Origin of the sequence: Stutzerimonas stutzeri (assembly GCF_013522825.1) — a bacterium.
Taxonomy (GTDB): Bacteria; Pseudomonadota; Gammaproteobacteria; order Pseudomonadales; family Pseudomonadaceae; genus Stutzerimonas; species Stutzerimonas stutzeri_AK.
This window is the reverse complement of the sequence record NZ_JAAMQZ010000026.1, coordinates 47,867-61,555: the sequence shown is the minus strand read 5'-3', so window position 1 is coordinate 61,555 and position 13,689 is coordinate 47,867. Positions and strand designations below refer to the sequence as shown.

The 13,689-nt window shown below is 55.0% G+C and carries 15 protein-coding genes; 13 read left to right on the top strand and 2 right to left on the bottom strand.

Features of this window, described 5'->3' with window-relative positions; all coding sequences use genetic code 11:
• Positions 1–53: 53 nt before the first annotated feature.
• On the bottom strand, positions 54–1,055 hold the full coding sequence (gene yejK / locus G7020_RS16130; RefSeq protein WP_033045065.1) for a nucleoid-associated protein YejK: 1,002 nt from the start codon (positions 1,053–1,055) through the stop codon (positions 54–56).
• Between the two features lie 24 nt (positions 1,056–1,079).
• Positions 1,080–1,625: a hypothetical protein gene (locus G7020_RS16125; RefSeq protein ID WP_033045067.1), complete on the bottom strand. Its 546-nt coding sequence runs from the start codon at positions 1,623–1,625 to the stop codon at positions 1,080–1,082.
• A 262-nt stretch (positions 1,626–1,887) separates the two neighbouring features.
• Between G7020_RS16125 and G7020_RS16120 the strand changes: the two genes are divergently transcribed.
• From G7020_RS16120 to G7020_RS16060, 13 genes are all read left to right on the top strand, one after another.
• Positions 1,888–3,378 (top strand): DEAD/DEAH box helicase, encoded by a 1,491-nt coding sequence (locus G7020_RS16120; protein ID WP_124097837.1) that lies wholly within the window; start codon positions 1,888–1,890, stop codon positions 3,376–3,378.
• Positions 3,379–3,472: 94 nt separating this feature from the next.
• The gene (locus G7020_RS16115; RefSeq protein ID WP_043859655.1) at positions 3,473–3,748 is read left to right on the top strand and encodes an HU family DNA-binding protein; all 276 of its coding nucleotides are present in this window, start codon (positions 3,473–3,475) and stop codon (positions 3,746–3,748) included.
• A 120-nt stretch (positions 3,749–3,868) separates the two neighbouring features.
• Complete coding sequence (locus tag G7020_RS16110) at positions 3,869–4,321, top strand: hypothetical protein (protein WP_124097838.1); 453 nt, start codon at positions 3,869–3,871, stop codon at positions 4,319–4,321.
• Positions 4,318–5,784: a 3'-5' exonuclease gene (locus G7020_RS16105; RefSeq protein ID WP_060763791.1), complete on the top strand. Its 1,467-nt coding sequence runs from the start codon at positions 4,318–4,320 to the stop codon at positions 5,782–5,784. Before G7020_RS16110 ends, G7020_RS16105 begins: the two co-directional genes overlap by 4 nt.
• Positions 5,781–6,584, top strand: a complete 804-nt coding sequence (locus tag G7020_RS16100; protein ID WP_060763790.1) for a hypothetical protein — start codon at positions 5,781–5,783, stop codon at positions 6,582–6,584. Before G7020_RS16105 ends, G7020_RS16100 begins: the two co-directional genes overlap by 4 nt.
• 66 nt (positions 6,585–6,650) lie before the next feature.
• Positions 6,651–7,379 (top strand): phospholipase D family protein, encoded by a 729-nt coding sequence (locus G7020_RS16095; RefSeq protein WP_060763789.1) that lies wholly within the window; start codon positions 6,651–6,653, stop codon positions 7,377–7,379.
• Positions 7,380–7,835: 456 nt separating this feature from the next.
• Positions 7,836–8,195: a hypothetical protein gene (locus tag G7020_RS16090; protein ID WP_060763788.1), complete on the top strand. Its 360-nt coding sequence runs from the start codon at positions 7,836–7,838 to the stop codon at positions 8,193–8,195.
• A 94-nt stretch (positions 8,196–8,289) separates the two neighbouring features.
• Positions 8,290–9,258: an AAA family ATPase gene (locus tag G7020_RS16085; RefSeq protein ID WP_060763787.1), complete on the top strand. Its 969-nt coding sequence runs from the start codon at positions 8,290–8,292 to the stop codon at positions 9,256–9,258.
• A gap of 77 nt (positions 9,259–9,335) precedes the next feature.
• Positions 9,336–10,535 carry a DUF3150 domain-containing protein gene (locus G7020_RS16080; protein ID WP_033962538.1) on the top strand — a complete coding sequence of 400 codons (1,200 nt, stop codon included), beginning with the start codon at positions 9,336–9,338 and terminating at the stop codon, positions 10,533–10,535.
• A gap of 80 nt (positions 10,536–10,615) precedes the next feature.
• A complete protein-coding gene (locus G7020_RS16075; protein ID WP_023049101.1) occupies positions 10,616–12,430 on the top strand; it encodes a nitric oxide reductase activation protein NorD in 1,815 nt (604 codons plus the stop codon).
• Positions 12,431–12,499: 69 nt separating this feature from the next.
• Positions 12,500–12,916, top strand: coding sequence for a hypothetical protein (locus G7020_RS16070; RefSeq protein WP_013100876.1), 417 nt, complete (start codon positions 12,500–12,502; stop codon positions 12,914–12,916).
• Between the two features lie 73 nt (positions 12,917–12,989).
• On the top strand, positions 12,990–13,376 hold the full coding sequence (locus tag G7020_RS16065) for a hypothetical protein (protein ID WP_023049102.1): 387 nt from the start codon (positions 12,990–12,992) through the stop codon (positions 13,374–13,376).
• A 30-nt stretch (positions 13,377–13,406) separates the two neighbouring features.
• Entirely contained in the window at positions 13,407–13,673 is a 267-nt protein-coding gene (locus G7020_RS16060; RefSeq protein WP_181086213.1) for a hypothetical protein, read from the top strand.
• Positions 13,674–13,689: the final 16 nt, after the last annotated feature.

Here is a 13,689-nt window from a genome sequence, read left to right as displayed (position 1 = left end):
CCGGCCAGGCTAAGCAGGATCTGCCCCGTCCAGAGATGAACGGGGCATTTTTTTTAGCCGCGCTTGAGTTGATCACGCAACTGAGTGGGTAGATTGCGAATAGTCAGCGTGCCGGCATTCTCGTCGTAGTCGATCTTGGAACCCAGCAGGTGGGCCTCGAAGCTGATCGACAGACCTTCTGCGCGGCCGGTGAAGCGGCGGAATTGGTTGAGGGTGCGTTTATCCGCTGGGATCTCAGGCGACAGTCCATAGTCACGATTGCGGATGTGATCGTAGAACGCCTGTGGTCGATCTTCATCGATCAGCCCCGACAGCTCCTCCAGCGTCATCGGTTCGCCCAACTTCGCCTGGCTGGTGGCGTAGCCAACGAGCGTATTGGTCTTCTCCCGCGCCTGCTCCTCGGGCAGATCCTCGCTCTCGACGAAATCGCTGAATGCCTTGAGCAGGGTGCGGGTTTCACCGGGGGCGTCTACACCCTCCTGGCAACCTATGAAATCACGGAAGTAGTCCGACACCTTGCGACCGTTCTTGCCCTTGATGAACGAAATGTACTGCTTGGACTGCTTGTTGTTCTGCCACTCGCTGATGTTGATGCGCGCTGCCAGGTGCAGTTGACCGAGATCCAAGTGCTTGGCTGGAGTCACGTCCAGGGTGTCGTTCACCGCCACGCCTTCGCTATGGTGCAGCAGGGCGATGGTCAGGTAGTCGGTCATGCCTTGCTGGTAGTGGGCGAACAGGACGTGGCCGCCGGTGGAGAGGTTCGATTCTTCCATCAGCTTTTGCAGGTGCTCTACGGCAGTGTGACTGAAAGATGTGAAGTCTTGACCGCCCTCGATGTACTCCTTCAGCCATCGGCTGAAGGGATAAGCGCCCGACTCCGCGTGGAAAAGACCCCAGGCCTTGCCCTGCTTGGCGTTGTAGCTCTCGTTGAGGTCGGCGAGCATGTTTTCGATAGCCTGCGAAGCCCCCAGCTCTGTGTCGCGGGCATGCAGCACCGCGGGGGTGCCATCGGGTTTTTTGTCGATCTGATGAACGATGATGTGACGGATTGGCATGAGCAAAGTCCCTGTAGTTTGGGGTTAGTAAGGCGTTTCGTGGGGGTGTTTCGACAAATGGGCGGTGAGCACTTGCTTACTGAAGTCGGTCAGGATTTCAGGAGCAAGAACGGAACCGGTGATTGCGGCGGCGGGGCGAAAAATCCTCTTGCCGGGGGCCGTGAGCCAATCGAACACCATGAAGTGTTGGTGGGCTCCAGTTTTGAGAGCCGGCAGCGCCTGCCAGGTCATAGTGGAGCTGGCGTATAGCGACAGCGCTGATATGACGATTTGCGACTCCCGAGCATTGCGGCTCTGCTCTGGCAGAGCGTCATAGGCGCTGAGGGTCGCGCCGAGAACATCAGCGGGCTGAAGTCCGTCAAGATTCTTCAGATCTTCGCCGCCCTGCATTGCTCGATAGCCATCCAGCGTGAGCTGGCCAACGAGTCGGGGGCCAGCAACCAAGTTGTATGAGTACAGCCAGAATCCAACGGCGTTTTGTGCGCCGGCAGTATCGTCATCGATAACCCAGCTTGCATCGCGCAGTGACTCTGCAAACTTGCGAGCACGCGCCTCTCCTACGTCATCCATCTACGACTCCTATTTCTTGGCCTTCGTCGACGCCTGTGCGAAAGCTCAGGCAATGTCGAGCACAGTCGCACGCCGGCCGGAAAACCCAAGTCGAGGTGCGAGCATCAGGAAGAGCCTGTATCGGCGCGCATTGGCAGGAAAAAATATCCGCCTCAATTAGGCTGCGTTCCGTTGCCGTCTCCATCCCACGGATCGAGCACCTGGCTTGGGTTATTTCGAAGCGATGGTTTCCTACCTGTAGTTCTAACAGCGGGAAACCTCGATGCAGCTCCGACCCTACCAACAACAGCAGGATTTTGAACTCCGCAAGGGCATAAGCCTTGGCGCGATCATTCAGATGCTGATGAGTCCAACGGGCTCCGGTAAGACAGAGGTGGCCAAGCACATCATTGCCGGTGCGCAGGCGAAGAACCGGAGGGCCTGGTTCATCGTCGACAGCGTGAAGCTGCTCGATCAGACGCTTGAGCGGTTCCACAAAGATGGTTTGGTCGCCGGTGCAATTCAGTCAGACCATCCCTGCACTGACTACCGAAAGCCCATCCAGGTCGCAACGATCCAAAGCTTGCGTCCGCGCCTGGATTACATGCTCAACCACCACAAGCCACACCTTGTTCTCATTGACGAGGCGCATGTCATCCACGAGGCCCACATTGAGCTGATCACGTGGTGCCGGCGGAACAAGGTGCCAGTTATCGGGCTCAGTGCTACCCCATGGCGGCGAGGCCTGGGCCGCATCTTTGACAGACTTGTCAACTGCATCTCCCTTTCCGAGCTGACAGACCAAGGTTTCCTTGTCCCTACAGAGTGCTACGCGCCATCCGTGCCTTCTCTGAAGGGGGTGAGCACGAAGCCGAATGGCGACTGGATCGAGGACGAGCTAGCCACGGTCATGGGTGACGCCAAGCTGCTTGGTGACGTGGTAACGCACTGGAAAGAACTGGGCGAAAACCGCAAAACAATGGTTTTCGCCTGCAACGTCCAGCACTCCAAGAAGCTCGCAGATGAGTTTCTAAAAGCTGGGGTTGCCGCAGCCCATATCGATGGCTATATGCCGGCGCATGAGACTGAGGAAATCCTGCGCCAATACAAGGCAGGCAGGATAAGGGTATTGGTATCAGTGGCCATGCTGATCAAGGGGTTTGATGACCCCTCGACCAGTTGCCTCGTGATAGCGCGCCCTACCAAGTCCCTGATGCTTCACTATCAGATGATTGGCCGTGGGCTCAGGCTCTCGCCTGAAACAGGAAAAATCGACTGCATTATCATCGACCACTCGGGGAATCTCTTACTTAACGGGAAGCCAACGGACGAGGTGCCCGATGCCATGGACAACGGGGAAGGGGAGCGTCTTGACCGCCGCCCGCAGGACAAAGGCGATCAGGAGAAGAAAACCAAGCCATGTCCGAAGTGCAGCTTTGTTTTCAGCGGCTTGCTCTGTCCGAAGTGTGGCAATGAAATCGTTATACCGGATGGGGTGGCGGTGGCCACCGGCAAGCTCGTGAAGCTAGACGATCGACGCAAAGTGCTCGGGCCGACCAGTAAACAGCACACTTTCTGCGAGCTGCTTGGGTACGCCCGTGAGACCGGCAAGAAAGACGGGTGGGCTCAGTACGCATACCAGGCATACATGAAAGAGCTGCCAGATCGCGCATGGATCGGTACCGTGCAACCCAAACCACCGAGTGAAGACATGAAAAGCTGGGTGAAGGGCTATAACGTCCGTCGCGCCAAAAGCAAACGCCGATTCGGGTGAGCCGGCGGCTTGGGATTATCCAGAGCCATGTTTCACTGCTTTCAGCTGGGACTTAACACCCATGCGATTTTCAACAACCAAGGAGTAAAAGCGAATGAATCGTCAAGAACTCGTGAAAGCGATTGCCGACGAAAGCGGGCACAGCCAGTCAACCGTGGGAGAGGTGCTGAACAGCCTCATCTCGACGGTTCAAAATGTCGTTGCCGGCGGCGACAAGGTTAGCCTCGTGGGCTTTGGTACTTTCGAGTCAACCAAGCAGGCCGAGCGTCAGGGCCGTAATCCGTCTACCGGGGCTCCGATCACCATCGCTGCCTCGATCAAGCCAAAGTTCACCCCTGGCAAGTCCTTCAAGGATCGCGTCAACCAGTAAGCCCCCTCCAGCCGCCCCGATCTGGGGCGGCGTCTGCGTAATTCAGACCAAAAAACCGCCCGAAACCAGACCTTTCCCAGCGACCTGCATGAAACGATCTCCTCACCTAAGGAGACTCACATGCCCAGCGAAAAATATCTTCCGGCGATATGCCGATCACCACTCATTGACTACCTGGCAGGCATCGGCTCGCACGCGGTCATGATTCTGACGTTCAGGCACAGCGGCGAAGAGCTGCGCTCGATATCCAGTCGTCACACTGCTGGCCTGATGGCAGTAGCGGTTGGCATGGTCGTCGCCTGTACCCACTTCGCCCCGAGCTCCAGTTCCACGCATAGCTTGGTGTCTTGCGCATTATTTGCCCTCCTTATCGCAGCGGCCTTACGCACCTTCGGAATGCATGCCGTTGCAGGGTATGCGACGTTCCTGGTGGTTACAGAGCCGGTGGCCCTGGTTATTCGCCATCTCCCAATGGGCGACGTGATTGATGCCGTGTTTTCGTTCTGGTGCTTAGCAGCGCTGTCTGTCTACGGCGGTAAGTCCGCAAAAAACAGAATGGAGTCGCCTCAATGAAGTCGACCGCAGAACAGCTTCCGATCATCGAATACCAAGGTGACCATCTGGTGGTGAAGGCCTATGCCGGGTGCGGCAAGACGACAACGCTTGTTGCCTATGCCAACCATCACAGCCACTTGCGCATGCTCTATCTGGCGTACAACCGCGCTATCCGGGATGAAGGCGCGGAGAAGTTTCCGAAAAACGTAGTGTGCAAGACATCCCACCAGTTGGCCTGGCCGCAGTTTGGCCGACACTATCAGCACAAGCTCGGGAATATCCGTCTGACGGATGCTGCCGGGCTCCTCAAAACACGGAACTGGGGAGATGTTCGAGACGCTATCGCTGTGCTCAATGCCTACCTTTCGAGCGCTGACGAAGAAATCAGTGAGGCGCATTATTTTGCTGCGCTCAGCGAGGAAGAGGCAGCGGAGCACGGAGCCGATCACCTCGACCGGACGATAAATTCTGCCCAGAAACTCTGGGACGAGATGATCGATACAGAGAGCAAATTCCCCTGCCAGCATGACGCATACCTGAAGCTCTTCCAGCTCAGTAATCCCCAGCTGCCGTATGACGTGATCCTTTTCGATGAGGCGCAGGACAGTAACCCCGTAACTGCCTCCCTGGTCGCTGGTCAGAAGGCGAGGAAGATATTTGTCGGCGACAAATGGCAGCAGATCTACCGTTGGCGAGGGGCTGAGAACGCACTTGATACGCAGATTGTGCAGGGCGCGGCGTCGATGTTCTTGACCAACTCATTCCGGTTCGGGCCGATGATTGCCGGCGTAGCCAATGCGATCCTCAAACAGCAAGGGGAAACACGTCCCCTGGTCGGGTACGGTGCGCGCGACAAAGTGACGACATCGCTTCCCTCTGGATGTAACCACTACACCGTGCTCAACCGCACGGTGATTGGCGTGATCATGACGGCCATTGATGCTGTATCTGATGGCCAAGTTGTCTACTGGAACGGGGGGATTGAGGCATACCAGATCTCCGACCTCGAGGATGTTTACCATCTGAAGGTCGGCCGCAAGGATGAGATCCGCAACAAGCGCCTTTTTGGGCAGTTCAGCGACTTTGGAGGGTTTGCCGAAGCGGCAGAGGAGTCGAAGGATGCCGAGATGAATCGGATGCTCAGGATACTCAAGGAGCACAACGACATCCCGAAATTGATCGCAGCTCTACGCCGTAACTCAACAGATGATCCTCTCGATGCCGATGTGATTGTGAGCACATGCCACCGATCAAAGGGGCTGGAATGGGATGTGGTGGTCTTGGAAGAAGATTTCCCGGACATCTTCGACGAAGAGAAAATCACCCCAGATCAGCGGATTGATGAGCTGAATTTGCTCTATGTCGCAGCCACAAGGGCAAAGAAGGTACTGGTGATCAACAGCATCACCCAGGTCGTGATCCAGAAAAGTCACGCCGAGGCCAAGCGGGAGATGGAAGCGGCAGCGGGGCAGCGCGCATGATCTACCTCTACCTTGCGCTTTTACTTGTGCCGGCCGGAGCGATTTTTGTCTGGGGTAGGCTGGTGTCACAGTTTTCGGCAAAGACGTGGATTATCTATCGGAACACTGGAATCATCGGCGGGCCCGTACATGAGCTGGCGCACGCGATTGCATGCCTGCTCTTCGGCCTGCGAATCAGGAAGCTTGCGCTATTCGCACCGGATGCAATCACTGGGCAGTTGGGCTACGTCGAGTTTTCCTATAGCCCGTTTTCTTTGCGCAACTCGATTGGTCTTCTTGTTCAGGGCATTGCGCCCTTGTTGGCCGGGGGCGCAATCGCCGTTCTCTCCCTCGGCACATCATCCGAACAGAGCCTTCCCGACCAGGGCATGGTGCCTTTGGTTGTCTGGATCGGCGCTGTGGCCACCGGTTCTGTTACCGCGATCGTCGACTTGGGTACTGGCTCATTGCAGGGGTTTGCTCTGGCGTTGCTCGTCCTAGTTATCTCGATGCACGCCATTCCAAGCACTGCCGATATCGCCCTGGGTCTCAAGGGCTTTGCCATCATTGCGGTCGCTTTCGGCGGCTTAGTCTTCTTGCTCCAGATGATTCCATTCCAGGGAGAAGGTGTTGCAATGGCGTTCATCATCAAGGCCGCGGATTTTGTGGCGCGTTATCTCGAGATCGGGATGTGGCATGCGCTCAACGGCGCAGTAACGGTGGTGACCCTATCTGTAGTCGCGAGCGTAGTGCTGATCCTGCTCCCAGCGTTTTTCTTCCATCTCAAATCCTTCTGGGATGGAGCCCGTGGCCATGTTTGAGCACTTATGGTGCATGCAATCGCGGGTGCATTAGGCCCGAGCAATTCACGAAGTCAAGGAAATTATATGCCCAAGTTTCTTAACACCAGCGCTACCAATTACTACCTGGAGGAGCTGATCAAGAACGCGAAAGAGCGGCTGATCCTGATCAGCCCGTTCCTCAAAATCAATGATCGCATCCGCGAGCTGCTGGAAGACAAAAACCGTATGAAGATTGACGTGCGGATCGTCTACGGCAAGAGCGAGCTCAACCCTCAGGAAATTAACTGGCTCAAGGGCCTGACCTTCGTTCGCACGAGCTTCTGCAAGAATTTGCATGCCAAGTGCTACCTCAACGAAGAAGTGGCCATCATCACGAGCCTCAACCTCTACGAGTTCAGCCAGGTCAATAACAACGAGATGGGCATCCTGCTGACCCGGGAGGCTGACTCGGAGTGCTACCGCGATGCCTACGACGAGGCTCAGCGTATTGTCCGTGTAAGCGATGAGGTGCGTATTGCAATGGAAATGGTCGTCAAGGTCGAAGGCGGTGGCGCTGCTGCTCAGGCAGCATCGGCATCGACCGATGCGGCTGATGGCGGTTCAGGCGCTATGGCCAAGCTCACCTCTGCAAAGTTGGCTGCAAAAATGGGCATCAAGACGAAAGACCTGATGGATCGGCTTGTTGCGGGGGGATACCTCGAGCTTCGAGATACCATGCATTACCTGACAGAACTTGGTAAATCCGCAGGTGGCGAGTTCCGGAAGGGGCCTGGCGGTTTTTACTTTTTATGGCCGTTTGATTTTGATTTTTGACGCTTGTGTCGAGGCCCGACCGGCACGGAAAGCAAGCCTGGATGCCATGGAATTCCTCACCTGATGTGAGCCGGCCCAGAAACACGATAAGCGAGCCGCCCAAGGCTGACTAAGGGCGGCTTTTCTTTCTCCTCCGGGCCTGCTTGACCGCAAATTTGCGTGATCCCAGAGGGTTGCAGGCATCCCTGTAAATAGGCATCATGGCCCTACCGAAAGGTGCGTAAGCTGCGCGCTATTGCAGCTCAAGAACCCTCACAGCTCCGATCGGGGCTGTTCAAGTAAGCATAAGTCCATCTGACTTATGCTACCTCCCAGAATCAACCATCCGCGCATGAGCGTAGATGTTTGTCCGTGCCTGGCACGGGTCGTTAGCTGCGACTCTAATCAGCTTAAAAACCTACCCATGCGGGGAAACCCGTATGGGCTTTCTCCGCTCTGAAAACTGGAGTTGAGAATATGAGCAATACCAACGAAGTCGTTAACCTGACCAAGTTTAAAACTACCCGTGAACTCGAAGCCTTCGGGGTTCGTGATCTTACGAGTTGGAAGGAATTTCAGGAGATTCGTAGTCTCCTTTTCTTCCCGGTGTTGCCAACGAAGGAAAGTGTTGCAAAGCGCGTTGAGCGTCTTGGCGAAATTGCCCTTGCTGAAGCAAAGAAATCTGGCGCAACTACCGTTCTGGTCAGCTGCCCGCCATGGATGATGCACTCGCTGTGTGCCGAGCTGGTTTATCACGGGCTCACACCAGTCGTAAGCTTCACCAAAAAAACCAGTGAAGACAGCCTGTCTGTAATTGATCTGGTAGTTGCTGCGTAAAACCCGCACAAAAAAAACCGCCCACTGGGGGAGTCTTCCCCTATGGGGATTCTCCTTTTCTTGGGCAACTGCTTTCGAGAACGGAGAATTTAAAATGCAATTCAATGCACAAGTTGAGATGAAAGAGTTCGGCTTCAATACCAACGCGAAAGCGCCTGGTTTTGCAGAAGGACACCAGTGGATGCATCACGTCGCGCCGAAGAAGAAGTATTTCTTCCGCGAGATGCTGGTCAAGCCGTTCATGAGCTGGCTCTACGCTCCGTTTGGGGATAGCTGCATGCTCCTCGGCCCAACTGGATCGGGTAAGTCTTCGCTCGTAGAGCAAGTCACTGCCCATCTTAATTGGCCCTGCATCACCGTTTCGGCACACAGCCGGATGGAAATGCCGGAGCTTACTGGTTACAACCTGCCTGTCACTGATCCGGTGAGTGGCGACCTGAACACGAAGTTTGTGGATGGGCCGCTGACCCAAGCAATGCGCAATGGGTTTGTGTTCGTGCTCGATGAGTACGACACACTTGATCCGGCAGTAACTGTAGGTCTGCACGCTGTCATGGAGGGGAGACCCTTAGTGATTGCGGAAAACAATGGTGAGGTTGTGAAGCCTCATGTCAACTTCCGGTTTGTCGCTTGCGGCAATACGGCGGGACAGGGCGATGCATCGGGAGTACATGCTGGCACCATGCAGCAGAACCTGGCATCGCTGGATCGCTTCCGTGTGTTTGAGGTTCCATACCTCGAGGCTGATAACGAAGTAGCAACTTTGATATCTGCTTTGCCAATGCTTCCGGAAGAGATGGCGAAAAATATGGTGAAGGTTGCGAACTCCATTCGTAATCAACATCAAGGGTTAGGTGGTAATTACCTAAGCGTTACGATGTCCACTCGGACATTGCTTCGTTGGGGGCGTATCTCTTGTGGATACACTCACCAAGGCGCAGCTAATCCGCTTCAGCTTTCGCTGGATGAATCACTGCTCAATCGCTGCGATTTAGTTCAGAAAACAGCAATTCGTAAGATCGCCCAGAGTGTCTTTGGTGGCGATTGGAAGGTTGCTGTGTAAAAAACCCTAAAGGGGGAATCTCCCCCCACGGGTGCGATTCCCCCTTTTTCATGCATGTGAGAAAGGAGAATCGTGAAATGTCCATTCAACAGAATGAAATTAAAATCCTAGACCAACTACTGCTGGTCGATCTTTCCGGTATCCATCTGTGGACTGCTCGGAAAAAGCTTAAACCTGAAATGCTGGAGGGGAAGATTCCTCCTGCTATTTTGGCTTCACTCGGATCGATGCGTGTAATCGACCCGGAGAAGCTGAAACCGTTTGAGAAGATCAAGCGGCAGGCTACAAAGGTGGTGGAAGAGTGTGGTGTGCGGTTCCTGGGTGGCTATGCAGTTTCCCAGGACAAGATCCAAGAGGTTGTTGACCGACTGGAAGCGCTCAAATCGCAATTCTACGACTTGAAAAACAACTTTCTCCCTAACTACGAACGCTGGATCACTGAGTGGATCGACAAGGGCTGGGAGAAGCAAGAATGGCGTGATGCTATCCGCACCTCGGTGACACCGAAGGCGCAGGTAGATGCAGGGATGCATTTTGGGTACGCGGCATGCCGTGTTTCCCCTGATGGCGACAAGCACCTCTCTAACACGCTGGGTACGCAGGTCCGTGGTTTGTCAGATCAGCTGTACGCTGAGACGGCAGATACAGCCGAGCGCTTGCTTGAAACAGGCTTGGCCACTCGTGGCCATGTCACACAAACGACGCTGAACACTGTTCGGAAGATCAACGCCAAGCTTCGCGGCCTGATGTTCCTGTCCAGTGAGGTCAAAGCCCTAACCGAACACATTGAGGAAGTCCTTGCGGCTCTCCCCAAGTCCGGGGTGGTTAATGGCTCTCAGTACAACAGTGTTGTAGCCCTTGTGTCGGCCCTCTCTGATGAGGACTCGATCAAGCGGCTGATCAAAAACCTGAACATAGCTAACGGTCATGAAGATGCATCGATGGCCTTCGTTCCAGCATTGCCTTCAGTTGAAACCGAGGCCCCGGCCAGTGTTGAAACAGAGGCTCCTACAGCAGTTGAGATCGAGGCTACGGCCGAGACTGTCACTGCTGTTGCTGTACCTGATGCTGAAGTACCCGCGGATGCCGTAACGATGGTCGAGGAAGAGCTGAGCGCAAGCGTAGCTAATCCGAGTTGTCACGACAGCATCAACGAAGTACCAGCAAAACCCGAGGTTGTTGAACCAGCTGAATCCGTTCCAGTGGAGCAGTCTGAAGAACCCCTCGTAATCAATCCGTCCGAACCCGATATGCCCTTCGGCACCTTCTGGTTCTGACATCACAAACAAACCCCGCGTGGGAGTAACCCTCCTCGCGGGGTTACTCCTTTTCGCGGTGGCGAGAAAGGAGATAAACGATGAGCAATCAATCCCTGGTCGGCACTCTTCCGATCTATGCACAGCACCTTGCCGAGCTAACTGGCGTCAAAGTGCATGTTGAGGGTATCCAGGCTAAGACAGATGGAAAAAACGTATTTGTCCCCTTCACCGAGGACGATCTGCCGCTGTCCTTCGGGTACATCGCACATGAATGCTCCCATGTCCGCAACACAGACATGGGCTGCTTTCGCGACTCAAGCCCGACACCCTTCCGCAAGAATCTGCTGAACATTCTTGAGGACATCCGCATTGAACGATTGAGCATGGATCAGTACCCAGGTACTGAGTCGGACATCCGCTACCTGAACCGCAAGGTTCTGCTTGAGCCGTTCCGGCCTGAGCAGGTGGATGACTGCCCGGCGCTTCATGTGATTCACAACGGAATTCTCTACGGCGGTTACTGGCTACTCCAGGAACCGCAGCTTGAGGTTCCAGCAAAAGCCTACCTGGCCCGTATGGAGACCCTTCTTGGGGCTGACCTTACGGATCAGATCCTGACCCTGGTGAAGAACACCCTGACGTGCGAGAGCACAACAGATGTTCTCGCTCTGGTGGACGCGATTATCGACCTGCTGCCTTCGCAAGAGGATGAGCAGGAAGATGAGCAACCGCAGCCCGAGCAAGGCTCGGAGGGTGCTCCTCAGGACTCGCAAGAGTCGGGTGGAGGCGATCAGCAGCAGGAGCAGAAGCAAGACGGTGGTGCGGGTGCAGGTGATGAAGGCAAAGAGGAGGGGCAACCCGAATCCAAGCAGGAAACATCTGATGGAGGCCAGTCCGGCTCCGAGCCGCAAGACCAATCCCAACCAAGTAGCGGCAGCAATGCCGGCGACGATGGCCAAGAAACCTCGCAGTCCAGCAATGGCAGCGGCAAACCTTCCCCAGAAGCCAGCAACCTGCGCGAGCAGGCCAAGGATGCAACCGAAGCCGACCTGAAAGGGTTGATCTCGGAAGTTGGCGACAAGGCGGGTGAGTTGCTAGGCCGTAAGGCAGTGCGCGACGGTAATCCGCTCCGACCATTCTCTCTGGATGGGAGGGGGAGGAACCGATCCGATCAAGCGAGCGTCCGCCGTGTGCAATTGGGCATCGAGCAATCGGCCGGTCTGCGACAGTGCCTTAATGGGCTGTTACAGGCGCAGGTTGATTGCCGTGTTCGGCTGAAGCGGCAGGGCAAGCGGATCGACACTGGCCGTATCGCCATGATGAAGGGCGGCGAAACGAGGGTGTTTAGAAGTAAGTCTCGAGCAGAGCGTCAGTCTGCATCGATCCAGATTCTTCTCGACAAGTCGGGGAGTATGAAATCTGCGATGGATCAGGCCGAAGCCGCAGTCTATGCGGTTCTAAGCGCGCTGGAGGGACTTCCGCTGGTGACAACCGGCGCGATGTCGTTTCCCAACAAGGCGAACGATGGCGTTGAGCGCTGCGCACTGATCAAGAGCCCGAAAGAGCGATTGATCAGGGCGGTAAGCGAAGGTGGCTTTGGTGCGATGTCGGAGGGCGGTACGCCTCTTGCGCAAGCACTGTGGCCGGCTGCTGTTGAAGTTCTTCGTGCGAAGGGCGAGAAGAAGATTCTTTTCGTCATAACGGATGGGGAACCGAACGCAGGTACTACTCATGCAGCGAAAGAGTTTATTCAGCGGTGTGAGGTCAGCGGTATCGAAGTGATTGGACTTGGTTTCGGAAGTGCCAATGAGCACATCCTGAAAGCATTGTTCAGCCAATACCGTGCTGTTGGGGAGGTTGCGAATCTCAAGAACTCGCTCTTTGAGCTTGTTCGCGAAGCATTAGCCGCCTGACAAATAACCATTCAACCCACTAGGGGCTTTCCCTAGTGGGAGGCCTCTGTCGGTTTGAGGAGGTCTGAAATGGAAAATACTGCGACTGCGTTGCCCTTGCTGGATCTGTTTGGGGAACAAGTAATTATTCAGCGCCGCTCGTTTGAGCGGAGACCACGGAGAAAGGCAAGCCATGCGCGAGTCTTTCAACTTGGATTTCTCGACATTCTGGAAATGTCAGACGCTGAGTTGGAAGCCCTGCGGACACGAGACGAAATCACCGATGATTACGTTGAGTGGATGCGGGAATACCTGCTGAAAATCACTCTGAGGCAGATCATTCATCCTCAGGTCAGTGAGCAGAATTGGCGCGAAGCAATGGATTGGGTACTTTCGGACGAAGTTCATCCGTTTAGCTTCCGAGTCTGTTGTGAAGCAATGATGTGCGACTTCGAAGATGTTCGCGCTACCACATTGAAAATCGCAGCCAAAGAACTGTTTAAGTAAATAGAAGCCCGATAGGGGGGAAAGCCCCTACGGGCTTTCTCCCTTTCTGCGTTTCGTAGAAATGGAGAATCAGATGAATGCTTATAAGGATGCCCAGGCCGGCGAAGCCAGGACGTTCGTTACTCGTAACGATCAGGTGGTCAAGCTAGTTGAAAGGCTGCTGAAACGCGCTGCCGGCGTTCTCGTCGAGAAGGTTTGCCGCAAGGCTATGACGGAAGGCGAGCTTCAGGTTGTAAAGCAGGCGGTTGAGCGTGGCGAGCTGTACAAGGTTTTCAGCCTTGTTCGTCCAGCTGCTGACCAGATGCGACGTGTGGACAGCACGAACATTTACTGGGACTGGATTGACGCATTCGGGAGCTATTCGGACGCAGTTGGCTCTTGCTGGCCATACATGAGCCAGGAGCGAAGAGCGTACGCTCTGCTGCACGCTGAAGAGCTGGCCAACGCAATCTGCAAATAACCCTACCGGGGAACCCCGGCGGGGTTCTCCATGAAAATGGAGATGAAAATGCACCGGTTTGTTGAAGAAAAGATGGCAAAAGTCGCGCCTGTTCCATGCGACTTCATCCTTGGCGATACCGTGACGGTGACAAATGGATACGGAGTCGAAATCCAGGGAAAGAAAATCCTGGGATTCGTCCGAGAGATCGATCCTGAGTTTCGTCCCGAAGCTTTCATTTTTCTGGACTGGGATTGCTACTGGTTCCCGGTATCACCGGATAAATTGAAGCTCGAAAGCAGATATTCAGGACTCTAAAAAACACAACCCAAGG